This window comes from Kaistia sp. 32K (assembly GCF_016629525.1).
Taxonomy (GTDB): domain Bacteria; phylum Pseudomonadota; class Alphaproteobacteria; order Rhizobiales; family Kaistiaceae; genus Kaistia.
This window is the reverse complement of the sequence record NZ_AP024269.1, coordinates 4044351-4063431: the sequence shown is the minus strand read 5'-3', so window position 1 is coordinate 4063431 and position 19081 is coordinate 4044351. Positions and strand designations below refer to the sequence as shown.

Annotated in this window: 14 protein-coding genes; 8 read left to right on the top strand and 6 right to left on the bottom strand. The window is 66.8% G+C overall.

Annotated features, from left to right (window positions below):
* The first annotated feature begins 535 nt into the window (after positions 1 to 535).
* The 7 genes from aspT (K32_RS18820) to K32_RS18790 all read left to right on the top strand — a co-directional run bounded on the left by aspT (K32_RS18820) (position 536) and on the right by K32_RS18790 (position 10416).
* Positions 536 to 2227, top strand: coding sequence for an aspartate-alanine antiporter (gene aspT / locus K32_RS18820; RefSeq protein WP_201400977.1), 1692 nt, complete (start codon positions 536 to 538; stop codon positions 2225 to 2227).
* A gap of 261 nt (positions 2228 to 2488) precedes the next feature.
* Positions 2489 to 5200: a decarboxylase gene (locus tag K32_RS18815; RefSeq protein WP_201400976.1), complete on the top strand. Its 2712-nt coding sequence runs from the start codon at positions 2489 to 2491 to the stop codon at positions 5198 to 5200.
* A gap of 75 nt (positions 5201 to 5275) precedes the next feature.
* Positions 5276 to 6970 (top strand): aspartate-alanine antiporter, encoded by a 1695-nt coding sequence (gene aspT, locus K32_RS18810; protein ID WP_244669616.1) that lies wholly within the window; start codon positions 5276 to 5278, stop codon positions 6968 to 6970.
* A gap of 81 nt (positions 6971 to 7051) precedes the next feature.
* Positions 7052 to 7363, top strand: a complete 312-nt coding sequence (locus tag K32_RS18805; RefSeq protein ID WP_201400975.1) for a potassium channel family protein — start codon at positions 7052 to 7054, stop codon at positions 7361 to 7363.
* Between the two features lie 236 nt (positions 7364 to 7599).
* Entirely contained in the window at positions 7600 to 8691 is a 1092-nt protein-coding gene (gene cax, locus K32_RS18800) for a calcium/proton exchanger (protein ID WP_201400974.1), read from the top strand.
* Between the two features lie 281 nt (positions 8692 to 8972).
* The gene (locus K32_RS18795) at positions 8973 to 10130 is read left to right on the top strand and encodes a hypothetical protein (RefSeq protein WP_201400973.1); all 1158 of its coding nucleotides are present in this window, start codon (positions 8973 to 8975) and stop codon (positions 10128 to 10130) included.
* A 121-nt stretch (positions 10131 to 10251) separates the two neighbouring features.
* Positions 10252 to 10416 carry a hypothetical protein gene (locus K32_RS18790; RefSeq protein ID WP_201400972.1) on the top strand — a complete coding sequence of 55 codons (165 nt, stop codon included), beginning with the start codon at positions 10252 to 10254 and terminating at the stop codon, positions 10414 to 10416.
* Positions 10417 to 10455: 39 nt separating this feature from the next.
* On the opposite strand, the gene K32_RS18785 is transcribed toward K32_RS18790, so the two are convergent.
* The 4 genes from K32_RS18785 to K32_RS18770 all read right to left on the bottom strand — a co-directional run bounded on the left by K32_RS18785 (position 10456) and on the right by K32_RS18770 (position 15158).
* Positions 10456 to 11895, bottom strand: coding sequence for a sugar ABC transporter ATP-binding protein (locus K32_RS18785; protein ID WP_244670005.1), 1440 nt, complete (start codon positions 11893 to 11895; stop codon positions 10456 to 10458).
* 86 nt (positions 11896 to 11981) lie between these two features.
* Positions 11982 to 12944 (bottom strand): sugar ABC transporter substrate-binding protein, encoded by a 963-nt coding sequence (locus tag K32_RS18780; protein WP_201400970.1) that lies wholly within the window; start codon positions 12942 to 12944, stop codon positions 11982 to 11984.
* A gap of 31 nt (positions 12945 to 12975) precedes the next feature.
* Positions 12976 to 13950 (bottom strand): ABC transporter permease, encoded by a 975-nt coding sequence (locus tag K32_RS18775; protein ID WP_201400969.1) that lies wholly within the window; start codon positions 13948 to 13950, stop codon positions 12976 to 12978.
* Positions 13947 to 15158, bottom strand: a complete 1212-nt coding sequence (locus K32_RS18770) for an ROK family protein (protein ID WP_201400968.1) — start codon at positions 15156 to 15158, stop codon at positions 13947 to 13949. Before K32_RS18770 ends, K32_RS18775 begins: the two co-directional genes overlap by 4 nt.
* A 101-nt stretch (positions 15159 to 15259) precedes the next feature.
* Here K32_RS18770 and K32_RS18765 point away from each other — a divergent pair, with 101 nt between their 5' ends.
* Positions 15260 to 16498 (top strand): amidohydrolase family protein, encoded by a 1239-nt coding sequence (locus K32_RS18765; protein WP_201400967.1) that lies wholly within the window; start codon positions 15260 to 15262, stop codon positions 16496 to 16498.
* Positions 16499 to 16548: 50 nt separating this feature from the next.
* Here K32_RS18765 and K32_RS18760 read toward each other — a convergent pair whose 3' ends face one another.
* A complete protein-coding gene (locus K32_RS18760; protein ID WP_201400966.1) occupies positions 16549 to 17676 on the bottom strand; it encodes a linear amide C-N hydrolase in 1128 nt (375 codons plus the stop codon).
* A gap of 164 nt (positions 17677 to 17840) precedes the next feature.
* Positions 17841 to 19052 (bottom strand): S9 family peptidase, encoded by a 1212-nt coding sequence (locus K32_RS18755; RefSeq protein ID WP_201400965.1) that lies wholly within the window; start codon positions 19050 to 19052, stop codon positions 17841 to 17843.
* Positions 19053 to 19081 lie beyond the last annotated feature (29 nt).

The following is a 19081-nucleotide window of genomic DNA, read 5'->3' as shown; positions in this document are numbered from 1 at the left end:
CTCCGATCCGTTGGGTGCGTGGCGATCCCCGCCGGCGACCGCTTGAAACGCCGGCTTCCCGACGTCGACCTGGGGCTGCGACCGGAGCGCCGATTGCCGGCCGCGGGCGGGCGCGCGGCCGGTCGGCCCAAGGCTCCCGCCGGCAGAGCCTCGATGCGGATGCGATTCCTGATGTGGATGGGAAGGTCGCAGGGGAGGCGAGGCCGGATGCGCTTCTGACCGCGGCCGCGCGGAGACCCGAACGGCCGTGACCTCATGGCATGAGTCACAGCTCATTGGCTTTTCGTCCCCAAAAGTTCGCATGTTATAATGTAAGGCCCCATTACATTTCAAATTTTGCCGTATTCGAATCGAATTGCGCGGTTACTGCTTTCTGTGTGCTCTATCTATCTTTGCCTATGCTTGCATTCCTCTTGGTAATCTGAATGTTAGCACCTTGAAAGAAACGTGCAAGCGTGTAGTATCGGCCGCGTTTTGGCGGAAATCGAAGTGCCGATTTGTTGTTGGCCTTTCTGATTCATAGGGGGATTCCGCTATGTTTGACTGGTTCGCGAACACGCTCCGTAGTTATCCCGAAATTGCAATATTCATATCCTTGGCCCTCGGGTATTATTTTGGGTCTTTCACTTACAAGGGCCTAGGTCTCGGCGCAGTAACGGCAACGCTGATCGCGGCGGTCATCATCGGACAGCTCGGTATTACGATCTCGCCGCCGTTGAAAGCGACGTTCTTCCTGATGTTCCTGTTCGCGATCGGCTATGGCGTCGGACCGCAATTCGTGCGTGGCATCGCCAAGGACGGTATTCCACAGGCCGTATTCGCTGTGATCGTCTGCCTGTTCTGTCTTGCCGCGCCGTTTCTCGCCGCCAAGATCGCCGGTTACGATGTCGGCTCGGCCGTCGGCCTCTATGCGGGATCGCAGACCATTTCGGCGTCGATGGGCCTGGCGACGGACGCCATCAACCGTCTGGCGCTGGCGCCGGAAGAGACCAAGCGGCTGCTCGATGCGATGCCCGTCGCCTACGCCGTCACCTATATCTTCGGCACGCTCGGCTCGGCGATCGTGCTCGCCCTGATCGGCCCGGCGCTTCTGGGCATCAACCTCGAGGCCGAATGCAAGCGCTACGAGGACGAACATGGCGGCACGAAGCAGGAGGGCGGCGCCGGCACCGCCTGGCACTATTACGAGCTTCGCGCCTACCGGGTTGAGGAAGGCCGGCCGGTCGTTGGCAAGACGGCCCGCGAGGCGGAATCCATGGTCCCTGACCAGCGCCTGTTCGTCGAGCGCATCCGTCGTGGCGGCAAGATCGAGGACGCGACGGCCGATACGGTGATCCAGGCGGGCGACATCGTCGCCGTGGCCGGCAGGCGTGATGTCCTGGTCGATGTGCTCGGCCCCCTTGCCGACGAGGTCGACGATCGCGAATTGCTGGCGGTGCCGACCGAAGGCGTCGACGTGCTGGTGACCAACAAGCAGGTTGACGGCAAGACGCTGGCCGAACTGGCGAAGCTGCCGTCGGCGCGCGGCGTGTTCCTTCGCCGGATCGCGCGCGGCGTCACGGCGACCGAGATCCCGATCCTGCCGAACACGAGGATCAACCGCGGCGACATCCTGACCATCGTCGGACGGACCCAGGACACCACCGCGGCGGCGAAGGCGCTCGGCGTTGCCGACCGTGCGAGCAATGTCGCCGATGTCGCCTTCATCGGCGCCGCGATCGCCATCGGCGCTCTGATCGGCGCGCTGGTCTACAAGATCGGCAACGTGCCGCTGACGCTGTCGACCTCGGGCGGCGCGCTGATTTCCGGCCTGTTCTTCGGCTGGCTGCGCTCCGTCCATCCGACCTTCGGGCGGATCCCGTCCTCCACCGTCTGGTTCATGAATTCGGTGGGCCTCAACGTGTTCATCGCCGTGGTCGGCATTTCGTCCGGGCCCGGCTTCGTCGCCGGCCTGCGGGAGCTCGGCTTCAGCCTGTTCCTCTGGGGCATTTTCGCGACGACGGTGCCGCTGGTGCTGGCGATGTATGTCGGCAAATACGTGTTCCGGTTCCACCCGGCCATCCTGTTCGGATGTTGCGCGGGCGCGCGGACCACGACCGCGGCGCTCGGCATGATCAACGATCGCGCCAAGAGCTCGATTCCGGGGCTCGGCTATACCGTCACCTACGCGATCGGCAACACGCTGCTGACGATCTGGGGCATGGTCCTGGTCATGTTGATGACCTAGCCCTTCGCCCGGCGCCGCTCTGCCGGTGCCGGGTCGAACCGCCGTTTCGGCCCCGCCCGGTCTTCCGGGCGGATGCGCTGTCGGCCGCGTAGCGGTCGGCCATGTCACAGTCGATCAAGTCACGGTCGGTCAAGTCACGGTCCGTCAAGCCAACGGAATGCCCACTCGAAGGCCCATGCGGTTCCCCGCTCCGGGTGAAATCGCAAGAAGCCGGCGGCGCGACCGCCGGTGGGGCGACAAAAACGACTTTGGGAGCGCGCGATGTCACGCAAGAACGCCCGTATCGACCAGTTCCTTCTCATCCACGCTGCGCGCGACGACAACTGGCGCGAGATCACGAGCCTCGCCGATGCCTGGGCGGCCGGGCGCGGCGAGCGGACGGCGCTGGAGGCGGCGCTCGCGGATATGGAGGCCGTGGAGGCGTGCCACGCCTATCCGGGCGTCCGATTGCTCGCGGCTTTGAAGGAGCGCATCGCCACCAACGACGCCGGCGGCGCGGCGAAGCTGGCGCGCCGGATCTCCAACGGGCTGCTGACGCATGCCTATCGCGATCGTCCGGGCGAATGGGACGTGCATGACGAGCGGGCGGCGGACGAGGTGGCCGATTTGCTGCCGCCGACGGTCGGCGATGGCGGCGCGCGCCGTCCCTATTTCGAGGTGCTGTTCGTCAACAGCCAGCCGGCGGCGCGCTGGCCGGCCTTCACGGCGGAAATCCGCCGGCTGCGCCGGCCCGAGGATGCGTTCATCTACGAGCCCGTGCTGGCGGGCTCGTTCGAGGATGCGCTCTGCGCGGCGGCCCTCAACCCCGAGATCATCTCGGTCGTCCTCGCCGAGGGCTTCCCATACCGCTCGCGCCATGACGCGCCGGTGCTGCGCTCGGTGCTCGATCCGCTCGGCGAGCAGGAGGGGCCGGATGTCTCCGCGCTTCGCCTGTCGCGGACCCTGAAGCGGATCCGGCCCGAGCTCGACATCTACCTGCTCTCGGATCGCCAGGTCGAACAGATCGCCGGCGATCCGGCGGCGGATTCCGTGCGCCGCGTCTTCTACGCCGTCGAGGAACTGCTCGAACTGCATCTCGCCATCCTCGAAGGCGTGCAGGACCGCTTCGAGACGCCCTTCTTCGACAATCTGAAGAAATATGCGCGGCGGCCGATCGGCACGTTCCATGCGCTGCCGATCGCGCGCGGCAAGTCGGTCTTCCAGTCCGACTGGATCCGCGACATGGGCGAATTCTACGGCCTCAACCTGTTCCTGGCGGAAAGCAGCGCCACGACCGGCGGCCTCGACAGCCTGCTGGAGCCGACCGGCAACATCAAGCGCGCGCAGGAAATGGCGGCACGCGCCTTCGGCGCCGATCACGTCTTCTTCGTCACCAACGGCACGTCGACGTCCAACAAGATGGCGGTGCAGGCCCTGCTCGCGCCCGGCGACATCGCGGTGGTCGATCGCAACTGCCACAAGTCGCATCATTACGGCATGGTGCTAACCGGCGCGCAGCCCTACTACGTCGAGGCGTTCCCGATGACGGAATACTCGATGTATGGCGCCGTGCCGCTCGACACCATCAAGCGCGCGCTGCTGGCGCTGAAGGCGGAGGGGCGGCTCGACCGGCTGAAGCTGCTGGATCTCACCAACTGCACCTTCGACGGCCACATGTACAATGTCCGGCGGGTGATGGAGGAATGCCTCGCCATCAAGCCGGACCTGATCTTCCTGTGGGACGAGGCCTGGTCCGGCTTCGCCCGCTTCTCGCCCTTCCTGCGCCCGCGCACCGCGATGGGCGCGGCGGCGGATCTCGAGGATTGGCTGCGCGATCCGGCCTCCGTCGCGGCTTACGAGAAGCAGCAGGCCGAACTCGGCGACGACCCCTCGGACGAGACGCTCCTCGACACCCATCTGATCCCGGATCCGCGCCGCGTGCGGCTCCGCGTCTACCAGACCAATTCGACGCACAAGTCTATGTCGGCGATCCGCCAGGGCTCGATGCTGCTGGTCAAGGATGTCGACTTCCACACCGTCGAGGCGCAGTTCCACGAGGCGGTGTTCACCCACGCCTCGACCAGCCCGAACCAGCAGCTGATCGCCAGCCTCGATGTCGCGCGCCGGCAGATGGAGCTCGAGGGCTACGGGCTGGTGATGAACGCCATCGAGATCGCGCTGAAGATCCGCCACGCGGTGAACACGCATCCGCTGATCTCGAAATATTTCCGCGTGCTCGGCGCCGACGCGATGATCCCCGAGGCGTATCGGCAGTCCGGCTTCCAGGACTATCTCGCGCCCGGCGCGAACTGGGGCACGGCCCTGAAGGCGATGCGGGAGGACGAATTCTATCTCGATCCGACGCGGATGACGCTGGTCTGCGGCACGGCGGGCTTCGATGGCACGCAGTTCAAGGGCCTGCTGGCGAGCGAATACGATATCCAGCTCAACAAGACCTCGCGCAACAGCGTGCTGCTGCAGTCGAACATCAACAACACGCGCAGCGACGTCGCCCATCTCGTCCGCGTGCTGGTCGAGATCTGCCATGGCATCGAGAAGCGGCTCGCCGATGGCGGGGAGGGCGAGCGCGAGGCCTTCGCGGCGCGGGTAAAATCGCTGATGACGGACGTGCCCGACCTCCCGAACTTCAGCCATTTCCACGAGATCTATCGCGGCGACGCCGGCAAGGGGACGCCGGAGGGCGACATGCGCTCCGCCTTCTTCAACGCCTATGACGCCTCGGTCTGCGAATATGTGCCGCTCAACGGCGCCGAATGCGACCGCCGGCTGCGCGAGGGGCCGGAAATGGTCTCGGCCAATTTCGTAATTCCCTATCCGCCCGGCTTCCCGATCATGGTGCCCGGCCAGGTGCTGACGCAGGAGACGATCGACTTCATGCGCAAGCTCGATGTGAAGGAGATCCACGGCTACGAGAAGGCGAGGGGTCTCAAGCTGGTCAAGCCGGATGCCGTGCTCGCCAAGGCGAGGCGCTGAGCGGAACGCGGCGGATCCGGCCGTTCGCACCCCGCGAGGGGCGGCGCGGGTCGTGGAAGGGGGAGGAAGGGGCGGATGATGGTGTGGCTCGAGCAGTTCCTGGTTCGATATCCCGAGCTCGCCGTCTTCTTCGCGATCAGCCTCGGCTATCTGATCGGCGGGATCAAGATCGGCGGCTTCGGCCTCGGGCCGGTCACCGGCTCGCTGTTCGCGGGCATCCTGATCGGCCAGTTCGCCGACGTGCCGATCTCCGGCATGGCGAAATCCTTCCTGTTCCTGCTGTTTCTCTTCGGCATCGGCTATTCGGTCGGGCCGCAATTCCTGCAGGCCTTGAAGCGCGACGGCATGAAGCCCGTCGTGCTGGCGGTCGTCGTCTGCGTGACAGGCCTGGTGACGGCGATCGTCGTCGCCAAGATCCTCGGCCTCGATCCGGGCTTCGCCGCCGGGCTGGTTTCCGGCTCCCTGACCGAAAGCCCCGCCATGGGCACGGCGACGGAGGCCATCAATGCGCTGCCGCTGCCGGACGCTGACCGGGCGCGTCTGGTGGCGCACATCGCGGTGGCGGACGCCGTCTGCTACATCTTCGGCGCGATTGGCGTCATCCTGTTCTGCAGCGTGGTCGGGCCCAAGCTGCTCGGCATCGACCTGACCGCTGAATCGCTCAAGCTGGAGCAGGAGCTGGGCATCAAGCGCACTCCGGCCGGCGTCAGCTCGGCATGGCATCGGTTCGAGCTGCGCGCCTACCGGATCCCGGAACACGCGCCGGTCGTCGGGCTGACGACGGCGGCGGCCGAGGCGAAATTCCCGGAACACCGGTTGTACATCCAGCGCGTCCGGCGGGATGGCGCAATCCTGGAGGCGACCCCGGAGCTTCGGATCGAGGCCGGCGACGTGGTCGCGGTATCCGGCCGGCGCGAGACGCTGGTGGAGGTGCTCGATCCGCGCGGCGAGGAGGTCGAGGATCGCGAACTCCTGGACATCCCGGTCGCCGCGGTGGAAGTGCTGCTGACACGAAGGGATCTCGCTGGCCGCAACCTCGACGGCCTCGCGAAGTCGAGCTGGGCGAGGAGCCTCTATCTCGCCGGCATCACGCGCGGCGGCCAGGACATCCCGCTCGGACCCGGGGTCGCGCTGGAGCGGGGCGACATCCTGCGCCTGATCGGACCGGCGCCGGTGGTGTCGCAGGCCGCCAAGCGGATCGGCGTCGTCATCGCGCCGACGACGGCGACGGATTTCTTCGTGCTCGGCCTCGCGATCTTCCTCGGCGGAATGGTTGGCGTCCTCGTCACCTTCCCGATCGGCGATCTCCGTATCTCGCTCAGCACGAGCGTCGGCACGCTGATCGCCGGGCTGGTAGTAGGCCATCTGCGCACGCGTTTTCCGCTGTTCGGCCGCATTCCGGACGCGGCGGTGTCGCTGATGACGGCGCTCGGCCTCGCCGCCTTCGTCGCGATGACGGGCCTGCATGCCGGGCCGATCTTCGCGTCCGCGCTTGCCGAAGCGGGGATCGGGCTGCTTTTCGGCGGCATGGTCGTCACGCTGATGCCGATGATCGTCGGGCTCTATGTCGGGCGCTATCTACTCCGCATGAATCCGATCCTGCTGCTCGGCGGCCTCGCCGGTGCGCAGACCATGACCGCCGGCATGGCGGCCATCCAGGATCGTTCCGGCAGCCCGGTGGCGGTCCTCGGCTATACGCCGGCGGTGCCGATCGGCCACATCCTTTTGACCACATGGGGCACGGTGATCGTCGGGATCATCGCCAGTTGAACGGGGGGCGTAAACGCAAGATGGGAGCGTTCGATGCCCTTGGCACCCCCTGTCAAACCCAAGCGGCGGCAAGCGCGGCAGATGCGGCACATCTTCTTCGTCGCGCTCTGGCGTCAGCTTCACGTGCTCTGGCCGATCCTCTCCGGCGTCCTGGTCACCATGGTCGGATCGGGCTTCCTGGTCGGGCGGATCGAAGGCTGGCGGCTCGACGAGGCGATGTATTTCACCTTCGTGACCGGCCTGACGATCGGCTATGGCGACCTGGCGCCGAAGCATCTCGCGGCGCGGCTGCTCGCGCTCGCGATCGGCTTTTCCGGCATCCTGCTGACGGGCCTCGTCGCGGCCGTCAGCGTCCAGGCGCTGCGGGCGACGGAGGATCCCGAACAGCAATAGTCACGCCGGCGCGGCGTGCAGATTGCGGAATGCGGGAATGGCGTCGAACGAAGTCGTCAGGGATCGGCGTAAAGAAATCGCGACCGGAAATCGAGTGATGTTGTTTCGTCTATTTCCGGAAACGATGAAACAATCCGGCCCGGCAGGGCGGGTCGATCGGCGGGCTGGGACGGGGCGGATCGCCGCCTGACGCAGCGGTGCCGATCCCCGAAAAAGGAAGGCGACGGATCGTGGCCATGTCTCTCTTGCTCAAGGAAATCCGCGGCAATCCGATCCTCTGGCTCCTCGTCTTCGTGCCGATCGTGCTCATCTTCGCGCGCGTTCGGCCGGAGGCGCACACGCTTCTCTTCGTGCTCTCGATCCTGGCGATCGTGCCGCTCGCGACGCTGCTGAGTTCCGCGACCGAATCCGTGGCGACCCGGACGGGCGACGCCGTCGGCGGACTTCTCAACGCCACGCTGGGCAATCTGACCGAGCTGATCATCGCGCTGGCCGCGTTGAGCGCCGGGCAATACACGCTGGTGAAGGCGTCGGTGGCGGGCGCGATCGTCGCCAACTCGCTCTTCATGCTGGGCGCGTCGTTCCTGCTCGGCGGCCTCAAATACCATACGCAGACGTTCAACCGCGACAGCGCGCGCCTGCAGACCTGCCTGTTGTTTCTGGCGACGATCGCGATCATGACGCCCTCGGCGATTGCGGATGCGGAATCCGCCGGGTCGCCGTTCACCGCGCAATTGAGCCTCGGCCTGTCAGTGCTCTTGATCGGCACCTATGCGCTTGGGCTCTACTTCTCGCTCTGGACGCATCGCGAAGTCTTCGGCAGCGCCTCGCATCACGAGGAAGGCGAGGCGACCTGGCCGCTGGGGCTGGCGCTCGCGGTGCTCGCCGGCGTGACTATTCTTGTGGCGTTGACCAGCGAGGTCTTCGTCGAATCTGTGCAGGAAGCGGCGAAGACCTTCGGCATGACGCCGGCCTTTGTCGGTTTCATCGTCGTCGCGCTGGTCGGCGGCGCCGCCGAAATGGCCTCCGCCTTCTCCGGCGCCCGCAAGGATCGGCTCGATCTCAGCGTCGGAATCGCGCTCGGCAGCGCCGCGCAGATCGCGCTCTTCGTCGCGCCGGTGCTGGTCCTGCTCAGCTACGTCATCGGCCCGATCCCGATGGATCTGCGCTTCTGGCCGGGCGCCGTGATCATGGTGCTGATCTCGACGATAACCGCCTTCCTGATGACCAGCACCGGACGCTCGGCCTGGTTCGTCGGCGTGTTCATCCTGATGGTGTATCTGGTCTTCGCCATGACGCTCTATCTGCTGCCGCCACAGGCGCTTTGAGGGGTTGGAAGCGTCGCCGATTGCCCGATCCTGAGGGGCTAGGACACCGCTCTCGTTGCCAAAATTAGGCGGCTTATCATTGCGCTGAATCCGGTCGGAATCGGCTCCCGCGCGGCCGGTCGGAACCGGCAAAAACGCGCCTGCCAATGCCCCTGTTTCCCCAGCGATTTCCTAAATTTGTGGGTGCCGGCGAGATGTCGCTCGCGGCACGGCTGGGAAGATTGATCCTCGCCACTCCTTGTGCGAGACAAGATAATTCTGAATTCCTCAGAGAGAATCGCATGGCACATACGGGCGGGAGCAGGGTCGACCTGCGTAGTGGCGTCAAGATCTATGACAACGACTGGTATATCCGGCATGGGATGGAGCCGGATCAACTGGCCGATTTGCTGGCGAGCTGGAACATCAGCTATGTCATCGCCCAGAGCCGATACTTGCCGATGCAGGATTCGGCGGTGCCGAGCCGGGTGACGCCGGCGGATGTCGCGCGCTACGCGACCCTCGACGATGTCGCGGTGCGCCAGGCGCTCGCGGCGCGCGGCATCGGCTATTTTTCCTGCCTCAACATCTGCTTCGATCCCGACTACATCGCCGCCCATCCGGAGCAATTGCCGATCGACCAGTTCGGCAAGGTCGAGGAGAAGCAGGACTGGTACATCGGCGTGCCGCCGGACCGCGAGGCCAACCTCGCGCACAAGATCGACCTGCTCAAAAAGGGCGTCGCCGCGCTGACGCCGGATGTCGTGCATCTCGGCTTCATCCGCTGGCCCGGCTTCTGGGAAACCTGGCTGCCCGGCGATCGCCGCGCCGACAAGCCGGAATATTGCTATGCGCCGCAGACCCTCGATCGTTTTGCCAAGGCTTATGGCCTGACGCTCGATACCTCCGACCCGGTCGCAGCGGCGGCGTTGATCGCGCGCGACCATCGCGCCGAGTGGACCGAGCACAAATGCAAGACGACGGTCGCGGCGATCCGCCGGATCCGCGATGCGGTCCGCGCGGTGAAGGGCGATGTCGAGATCTCGATCAACACGCTGCCCTTCTTCGCCGATGATTTCGACAATTGCGTCACCGAGGTGTTCGGCCAGGACGCGCGCGCGCTCGCCGAGGTCGTCGACGTGTTCGAGGTGATGGCCTATCACCAGATCATGGGCCGCGAGGCGGAATGGCCGGCGAATGTAGCGACCGACATCCGCGCGCGGAGCGGCGCGAAGGCGATCTGCACCGTGCAGGCGAAGGCGCTCTATCTCGAGGGCATGCATGCCGGACGCGGTCGAATTCCGGTGATCGACGGGGTGGAATTCTCGCGCGTGCTCGACGCGGTGGAGAAGAGCCCGGTCGAGGGTCTCTGCATCTTCACGTTGAACGATCTGATAGAGATGCGCGGAACGTCGGAAGGGGCTCCGATTCTCGACCGCCTGACGCGGTTCCGGCGCTAGGTCGTTTTCCCGCGAAGTGGATTTCGCTTCGCGGGAGGATCCAACCAACAGTTGGAGCGCTTCGTCGTTTCAGGGAAACGATGAGGCGCTCTTCGTTTTCATTGAGGCCCAGGAGATCGGGATGACTTTCGTAGCGGATTACTTTGTTTTCATCGACGTCCTGGCGCTGCTGGCGCTGGCTGGTCTCGCCATTGCGACCTTCGCGCGCAATGAGCGCGTCTGGTCCGGCATCCTGCTGCTGGTCGTGCTGGTCTGGGTCGGCGCGCGCCTGTTCAAGCTGGTCTAATCGCGCGCGGAATTCGGGCCGGCCACGCCGGCCCGATGTTCAGGTCGGCGCGCCCTGGCTGATCGCGGCGAGCAGGCTCGCCCGATCGAGGTTTTCGCGCGGCAGGACCTCGCGGATACGCCCGCCGACCATGATGGCGACGCGGTTGCTCAAGCCCAGGATCTCGTCGAGATCGTCGGAGATCAGCAGGATCGCGGCGCCCTCGGCGGCGCTCAGCTCGACGATCTTGTGCAGTTCCGCCTTGGCGCCGACATCGACGCCGGCGGTCGGCTGGTCGAGGATCATCGCCTTCGGCCGCGCCGCGACGGCGCGGGCGACCAGAACTTTCTGGGCGTTGCCGCCGGAGAGCGTGCCGACGGCGCGTCGGCGATCGGCCGGGCGGATGCCGAATTTCGCGATCAGGCTCTCGACCAGCGCGCGTTTCTCGCGGGCGCGGATCAGGCCGAAGCGCGAGAAACGGCTGGAAAGCGCCGTCGCCGCCATGTTCTCCTCGATATCCGAGGCGAGGGCGAGGCCGCTGACCTTGCGGTCCTCCGGCACCATGACGAGGCCGGCCGTCGCCGAACGCTGTGGCGTGCGGCGGCGGAGCTCGCGGCCGGCGAGGCGGACGCGGCCCTCGGCGGCGACGTCGCCGATGATGGCGCGCGCGAGGCGCGTGCGGCCGGCGCCGATCAGCCCGGCGATGCCGACGATCTCGCCGGCGGCGATCGTGAGGTCGACCGGCGGCCGGCCGGCGACGGAAAGTCCTTCGAGCGTCAGCACCGGCTTCGCATCGGCACGAAGCCGCGATGTCGGCGGCGTGCCGGCCGTGACGTCGTCATGCCCGACGAGCAGGCGCGCCAGCTGCGGCACTGAATAGGAGGCGCCGGGGCCGGTCTCGACGATCCGCCCGTCGCGCATCACCGTCACGACGTCGGCGACCTCGCGGATCTCCTCGAGGAAATGGCTGATATAGATGATGCCGACGCCGCGGTTCCGCGCCATGTTGCGCATGACGTCGAAGAGGTGGCGGCGTTCCGCCGGCGCCAGGCGGGCCGTCGGCTCGTCCATGACGAGGATGCGGGCGTTCTGCGAGCAGGCGCGGACGATCTCGGTCAATTGTTGCTCAGCGACGCCGAGATGGCGGACCGGCGTATCCATCGGCAGGCGGATGCCGACCGCCTCGGCTTCCTCGGCCGAGCGTTTGCGCAGCGCCGCATGCGAGATCAGCCCGGGCAGGGCGCCGCGCGGATCGCGGCCGAGGCCGATATTGTCGGCGACGGAAAGGTCCGGGATCAGCGAGAAATCCTGGTAGATCATGGCGACGCCCTTTTCGAGCGCCTGCTTCGGCGTGTGAAGCGCGACTTCCTCGCCGTCGATGACGATGCGGCCGTCATAATCGGCGAAATTGCCGCCCAGCGTCTTCATCAGGGTGCTCTTGCCGGCCCCGTTGTGGCCGACAAGAGCGTGGATCTGGCCCCGCGCGAGCTGGAAGTTCACGCCGTGCAAGACCGGTCCGGCTCCAAAGCTTTTCCGGATCTGCTGCATGTCCAATAGCATCGCGCGGGTCCCTTCCGACATGGTGATCAGCCGCCCCAGGCTGCCGGATGCTGCTCGACATTGTCCTTGGTGACGATCGGCAGGTCGAGATAGTGGTTCGGCGAGGGGACTTCGGATGCCTTGCCGGAGAGATACTTGACGGCGTTCTCGATCGCGAACTTGCCCTGCGGGGCGGGGTCCTGGTTCACCGTGCCGAGCACGGTGCCCTTGATGATCGCGTTGCGGACGTCGGCCGGGTAGTCGCCGAGGATGAACTTGACGTCGGTGCGGCCGTTCTCGCTCGCGAACTGGGCGCCGTTCACGCCTTCCGGACCCTGGTCGACGATCGCGTCGATCGAGCCCTGCGGGTACTTGCTCAGGAAGTCCTGGGTCAGCGCGAGCGCCTTGGAGTTGTCCCAGTCGGCCGCCTGCTTCTCGATGATCTCGATGCCCGGATGCGCCTTCAGCGTGTCCATCAGGCCGGCCTCGCGGGCGAGCTGGGCCGAGGTGCCGAGCTTGCCGAGGATGTAGGCGACCTTGGCGTTCTCGCCGACCGCCTGCACGAGCAGCTCGCCCTGGCGCTGGCCGAAGGCGAAGTCGTCGACGCCGACATAGGTGACGAGCTTGGCGCCGGTGCTGGTGTCGGCCGTGGTGTTGACGGCCATGACCGGGATTTCGGCGGCGGTCGCCTGGCGGATCACCGGCACGATGCCCTGCGGATCGCTGGGGGCGATCAGGATCATGTCGACGTCCTGGGCGATGAACTGCTGCACGACCGAGATCTGGGTCGCGAGGTCGCCATTGCCGCTCTGGATGTTGAGCTCGACGCCGAGGTCTTTGGCGGTCTGCTCGGCGGTCTTGATCAGGTTCGAATAGAACGGAACCGAAGTGTTCCAGATCATGAAGCCGATGCGCGGCGCGTCGGCCGTCTGCGCGGCGGTGCCGCCGAGCGCGAGCATGGTCGCGCCGGCCAGGCCGAGCATCAGGCGTCGGGTGATCGAAGTCTTCATTGTCACTCTCTCCTCCTCTTGAAGTTCTGTGTCAGCGCCGCTCGAGCCGCCGGCGCTGGTAGCTGTCGATGCCCACGGCGACCAGGATGACCGCGCCGGTGACGGCGGGCTGCCAGAAGGGCGATACGCCGAGCAAATTGAGGGCGTTGGCGATGACGCCGAGCAGCAGCGTACCGAGCACGGCGCCGCCGACCTTGCCGACGCCGCCGCTGAGCGGCACGCCGCCGACGACGACGGCGGCGATCGCGGTGAGCGGCCAGTCGCCGGCGCTGGCCGGCTGGCCGATATTGGTCTGGCCGAGCAGCACGACGCCGGCGACGCCGGCGAACAGGCCGCCGAGGCCGTAGGTCAGGATGGTCACGCGGTCGACATTGATGCCGGCGAGGCGGGCGGCGAGCTTGTTGCCGCCGACGATGTAGATGTGATGGCCGAAGGTGGTGAAGCGCAGGATCGCCCAGGTCAGGATGGCGATTGCGGCGAAGATCAGGGTCGGCACCGGCACCGGGCCGATGCGGCCGAGGCCGAGCCAGGTGAAGGATTCCGGCACGCCATAGACCGGCTGCGCCGCCGTGCCGACGAACATGATGCCGGTCACCAGCACCTGCGTCGCCAGCGTGGTGACGAACGGGTTGATGCCGATCTTGGCAATGAAGAAGCCGTTGACGAGGCCGACGACGAGGCCGAGCAGCAGCGCCGCGACGATGCCGAACGGCATCGAGACATGCACGATCAACGCCGCCGCGACGACCGAGGAGGCCGCGCCGACAGCGCCGACCGAAAGGTCGAAGCCGCCGAGGATGATCATCAGCAGCATGCCGCAGGCGACGATGCCGATGATCGAGTTGCGCTGCAGAACGTTGGCGAAATTCGCCCAGGTGGCGAAATGCGGCACGGTCAGGCAGAAGACGACGACCAGCCCGACGAAGATGGCGAGCAGGGCGTAGTTCGACCAGGAGACGCCGGCCGGCAGGGCGAGCCGGCGGCGACCGGCGTCGGTGGAAGTCATGAGGCGGCTCCTTCGATCGCGCCGGAATTCGCGGTGAGGGTGGGGCGGGCGCGCAGTTCCGCCCGGGCCCGTTCATGGGCAAACAGCAGCGTGCCGAACAATTCCGCGCGGTCGCCGAGCGCGCCGGGGCGGATCTCGACATGCTCGACGGCGCGTGAGATGGCGGTCCGCCGCATCGCTTCCTTCATCGCGTTGAGAAGGACGGGGCCGGCGCGGGTCAGCTCGCCGCCGACCAGGATGACGTCGGGATTGAAGTAGTTGCAGAGCGCGCCGAGCGCGCGGCCGACCATCGACCCGGCATCGGCGACGACGCGCGCCGGGCCGGGGCTTCCCTCGGCGGCGAGGCGCAGCATCTCGACCGGCGCGATGTCGCGGTGCGTCGGTTCCAGCGAGCGGGTGAGCGCGTTGACCGAGATCTGCGCTTCGAGGCAGCCGCGGCTACCGCAATGGCAGAGCGGGCCGTTCTCGTCGGTGACGACATGGGCGAGCTGTCCCGCCATGCCGTAGGCGCCGCGGAAAATCTCGCCCTCGATGGCGATGCCGAGGCCGACGCCGACCGAAAGCAGCACATAGAGCATCATCTTCGAGCCGACGGCGCCGCCGAGGCGGCTTTCCGCCAGCGCGCCGAGATTGGCGTCGTTGTCCATGTAGACGGGCAGATCGAGCTTCTGCGACAGCCGGCGCGGTATGTCGGCGCCGACCCAGCTCGCGAGGATCGAGCCCGGATGCAGCATGCCGGTGGCGGTCTCGACCGGGCCGGGAACGCCGATGCCGACCGCCTCGATCCGCCGCCGGTCGATGTTGTTGCGGGCGATCAGCTGCTCGACATGCTCGACCGCGAGCGCCAGCGCCGCTTCGGCCGAGATGTCGACGTCGAAGGCGCAGTCGAGCTCGTCGATCAGGCGATAGTTCAGGTCGGAGACCGCCGCCTTGAAGCTCAAGCGCCCGAAATCGATGCCGATCAGATAGGCGTGCCGCGCCTTGAGCGCGACCAGCTCGCCGGGGCGTCCGGCCGCTTTCCGCGAGGTCGGGACGTGGTCATCGACGGTTTCGACGACGCCTTCCTCGATCAGTTCGGCGATCGCGCTGGAGGCGGTCGAGCGCGAGACGGCGAGCAGGCGCGCGATTTCGGCGCGCGACCGTGGCGCCTCCTCGAGCGCCGCCAGAACCGCGCTGCGCAGCCGATGCTGTGAACGAGCCTTGACCATGAATTCCCCCTGAAAATTGCAGTGGCATAGCCGTCGTAGTTTTGTCAATATCGATCAAATCAAAGATAAAATTAGTCCAAAATCAAACAAATTGGAATCCGATGTCGAGTTTCCGAATTGCCGCGCGCGAGATCCGGATCGGCGACGCACTCGAGCCCTGCCGTAACGGCGCAGTGCTGGTCGAGGCGGGGCGCATCGTGGCGGCCGGCCCGGACGCGACCGTGCCGAGGCCCGAGGGCGCGATCGCCATCGATCTCGGCGCCGCGACGCTGCTGCCGGGGCTGATCGACGCGCATATGCACACCTTCGGCATGCCGAGCACCGGCCTCGGCGCGCTGAATACCGAGCGCGAGCCCTATCGCGCGCTCAGGGCCGCGGGCGAACTGCGCGAGCTGCTGCATGCCGGCTTCACCTCGGCGCGCTGCCTCGGCTCCTCGGTCGGGCCGGATCTCCGCCGCGCGATCGACGAGGGGCATATCGAGGGGCCCCGGCTGGTCGTCGCCGGACAGTTCATCTCGTCGACCGGCGGCACCTGGGACGCGCCGCCGCTGCCGTCGTCCTGGGCGCGGGGGCACGGGGCGATCGCCGACGGCGCCGACGCCATCGTGCAGGCGGTGCGCGAGCGGGCACGTTCGGGCGCCGATTTCATCAAGCTCGGCCTGTCGAAGGGCGGCACGCGAGATCGTTATCACGCCTGGGGCGACGATCCCTTCGGCCAGGTCACCACCTACAGCGTCGAGGAAGTCCGCGCGGCGGTCGGCGAGGCGCACCGGAACGGCATGCTGGTGAGCGCCCATGCGATCGGCACGGCGGCGGTCAACCTCGCCCTCGACGGCGGCGTCGACATCATCGAGCACGGCTATGCGATCGACGATGCGACGCGGGACCGGCTGGTCGACGCCGGCAAGATCGTCGTGACGACGATTTCGCAGCTCTATTTCCATCGCGCCGCCTATGACGAATTCGGCTATCCGCAATGGGAGCGCGACGTCTATGAGCGTCACTGGCAGGCGATGCGCCGCGATTTCGAGCTGGGCCTTGCCGCCGGCATCCCTTTCGCGCTCGGCACCGACCTGATCGGCAGGCCGACCCACCCGCTCGCTTCAGCGGCGAAGGAGTTCGAGCTCGCGGTCGAATGGGGTATGGCGCCGGACGCCGCGCTGCGGGCCGGCACGATCGTGGCGGCGCGGGCGCTCGGCCTCGCGGACGAGACCGGCAGCGTCGTCGCCGGCAAGTCGGCGGATCTGGTGGCGATCGCGGCGGACACCGGCGATCTCGCGGCGCTTGCGAGCCCCGTCTTCGTCATGAAGCAGGGAGAGATCGTGCGAAGCGCGGTTTAGCCGCGGTAGTGAACGAGGGCGCGGGCGCCCTCGTTCTCGTGGCTGCCTTCTCAGGGCTTCGGGAACGCCAGCGCCGGAGCCGCCATGGCGGGCTTCAGCGGCGCCGACACCAGCTCCTTGGCGTCGAGGTCGAAGCTCGCCAGCTCGATGCCGCGCAGGACCGGGTCGTCATAGGTCTTGACGTAGTAGGTCTTGTTCTTGAGGTCGGCGATCGACGACCACTGGGTGTATTCCAGCGGCGCGCTCTTGTCCGATCCCTCCCGGATCCAGCCGCGCGGAATGTCGAAATTGTTCAGCACGTGCTCGGCGAGGCGCACGCTCTCGATGCCGCTCGGCTGCCGCTCGGCCGAGATGACGTAGCCAAGCGCCCGGACGAAGCGGGAGGGCGGGGTCGGATCGCCGGGAATGCCGAGCAGGCCCGAGCCCTGGCCGAGCTGCGGGATCGTGACGCCCTCAAGCGTCAGCGGCGGCGCGTTGAAGGGCGAGATCTTCAGATAGTTGCTGAGGTTGATCCGGTGCCAGTCGAAGGGCGGCGAGTTGGTCATGACGCCGAGCGGATTGTCGTAGACCTTGAGCGTGCCGTCCATCGGCTCGATCACCAGCGACGCCCCCGACGGATCATGCAGCGTGTAGTGCACCGGCGGCACGATCTTCATGTCCGACTGCACCACCTCGACGATGGCGATCTCGGCAAGCGCCGCCTTGACCTCGGCGACGGTGGCGAAGCTGGTCAGCGCCCAGGTCAGCACGTCCCACGGCGCCAGCGACTTGGCGGGATCGGATTTGGCCGGGTCGGCATAGCCGGCGAAGCCGGGGAAATAGAGGATGCCGCCGGTGAGGCCCTTCTCGTTCATGCCGTCGATCAGGGCGGTGATGCCCATCGCGTTGAGGCCCACGGCGCCATACTTGCTGGTCCAGGTCATGGCCGGCTTGTTGTCCGGGCCGGTCGAGCTGAGCGCGAAGCCGCGCGGGATCACCATCGCGCTCGATTCCATCGGCATGGCGAATTCCATCGTCCGGCCGTAGACGGCGCCGTCGTCGGTCGTGCGGAGGATGAAGCTGGTGCAGGCCAGCGCCGTCTGCGTCGCCAGCAGCGACGCGGCCACGGTCACCGTGGCGGCGGCGCGCGTCGCGTTCCGCCAGACGCGGCCAAGTTTTCGCTCGTCAAACCGGATCATTTTGGGAGCCCTCCATCCCGATTGCAGGAATTCCGTTCTCTACTTAAGGGAGAAATCGGGCTCAACTCAAGGAATTTGGCCGGGATTTATTGACCGGGGCGATGCCATCCGGCTGGATGGTTACCGTGTTGTTTCGCCGGCTTGGCCAATACAGTCCGGTATTCTCAGGCGGGAAACACTTCGTCGAGCCAGTCGAGGACGCGCTGGTTCAGGAGCGAGCGGTTCATCATCTCGCAATGATCGCCGGCCCCCTCGGCGGCGGTGAAGCGGAGCAGGGTCTTGGGGCAGGTGAGCCCGTCGAAGAAGGCGGGCGCGGCGGTGGCGAGCCGGTCGTTCTCGGCCTGGGTCAGGAGCGTCGGGCAGCGGATCCGGTCGAGCCGCCCGCGCATCGTGTAGAATTCCGCCTGGCGCAGGTAGTCGCGCAGATTGTCGACGCCATGCACCCAGAAGGCGCGCTGCTTGATGCTCCAGCGCATCCGCCGATCGCCGTCGATGAATTGTTCAAGCCGCTCCAGCACGGTCTGGTCCAGCTCGCCGAGATTGGCGGCGGCCTCGTTGCTGGCGCCGAACCGGATCGCCAGGCCGCGGAACGGGTCGGCCATGCTGGGCAGCGCCGGATCGGCGATCAGCGCCGCGATGCGTGGCTCGCCCGAGGCGCCGCGCGGCGCCAGATAGCCGCCGAGGCTCCAGCCGGAAAGGGCGATGCGCGCGGGGTCGACGATCGGCCATGTGACGGCGAAATCGACGACGGTGTTGATCACCGTTTCCCAATCGGGGCGGAGCGGAATGCCCTGCTCGTAGAGCATCGCGCCCTGGCCGGGGCCGTCGAAGATCAGGCAATGATAGCCGCGCTCGGTCGCCGCCACGGCGGAGGCGAAATAGAGGTCGGTGATGGTGGCGTCATAGCCGTTGTTGAGGATCAGCAGCGGCCGGGTTTCGTCGGCCCGGCCGCGCGCCGGCAGCAGATAGGCCGGCATCGAGGCGTCGCCGAACGGGATGCGAAGCGGCCGGATCTCCGGCTCCGACAGAGCGAGTGCCTTGTCGAAGGCGGCGATCTGCTTGCGGAACGCGGCGATGAGGCGCGGATCGACCGGGACGCCGTAGAGCGGATGATAGGCGGCGGCGTAGAAGTTGGCGGCCCGCAGGAACAGGGCGCGGGCGCTGGCGCGGTGGCCCCTGGCGAGCGCAACCTCGGCCTCGTCCGCGAGCCGGTCGCCCGCCGCGACCCAGGCCGCGTAGAAGGCGCCGTCATCGCCGTCGCCGACGGCGAGCGCGACCGCCCGCACCTCGCCGAAATCCGCGCCGCCATAGGGAATATAGCCGAGCGCCCAGCTGCCGAATCCGTCATGAAAATCATTCTGGAACAACAAGCCCATCGGAGCCCCCTCCCTGGCGAACGTCGCCG

Bases quoted from the DNA above. Each gene is read 5' to 3' on its own strand.
- aspT (WP_201400977.1), top strand. From the start codon at position 536: ATGTTTGACTGGTTCGCGAACACGCTCCGTAGTTATCCCGAAATTGCA.
- K32_RS18815 (WP_201400976.1), top strand. From the start codon at position 2,489: ATGTCACGCAAGAACGCCCGTATCGACCAGTTCCTTCTCATCCACGCT.
- aspT (WP_244669616.1), top strand. From the start codon at position 5,276: ATGATGGTGTGGCTCGAGCAGTTCCTGGTTCGATATCCCGAGCTCGCC.
- K32_RS18805 (WP_201400975.1), top strand. From the start codon at position 7,052: ATGCGGCACATCTTCTTCGTCGCGCTCTGGCGTCAGCTTCACGTGCTC.
- cax (WP_201400974.1), top strand. From the start codon at position 7,600: ATGTCTCTCTTGCTCAAGGAAATCCGCGGCAATCCGATCCTCTGGCTC.
- K32_RS18795 (WP_201400973.1), top strand. From the start codon at position 8,973: ATGGCACATACGGGCGGGAGCAGGGTCGACCTGCGTAGTGGCGTCAAG.
- K32_RS18790 (WP_201400972.1), top strand. From the start codon at position 10,252: ATGACTTTCGTAGCGGATTACTTTGTTTTCATCGACGTCCTGGCGCTG.
- K32_RS18780 (WP_201400970.1), bottom strand. From the start codon at position 12,944: ATGAAGACTTCGATCACCCGACGCCTGATGCTCGGCCTGGCCGGCGCG.
- K32_RS18775 (WP_201400969.1), bottom strand. From the start codon at position 13,950: ATGACTTCCACCGACGCCGGTCGCCGCCGGCTCGCCCTGCCGGCCGGC.
- K32_RS18770 (WP_201400968.1), bottom strand. From the start codon at position 15,158: ATGGTCAAGGCTCGTTCACAGCATCGGCTGCGCAGCGCGGTTCTGGCG.
- K32_RS18765 (WP_201400967.1), top strand. From the start codon at position 15,260: ATGTCGAGTTTCCGAATTGCCGCGCGCGAGATCCGGATCGGCGACGCA.
- K32_RS18760 (WP_201400966.1), bottom strand. From the start codon at position 17,676: ATGATCCGGTTTGACGAGCGAAAACTTGGCCGCGTCTGGCGGAACGCG.
- K32_RS18755 (WP_201400965.1), bottom strand. From the start codon at position 19,052: ATGGGCTTGTTGTTCCAGAATGATTTTCATGACGGATTCGGCAGCTGG.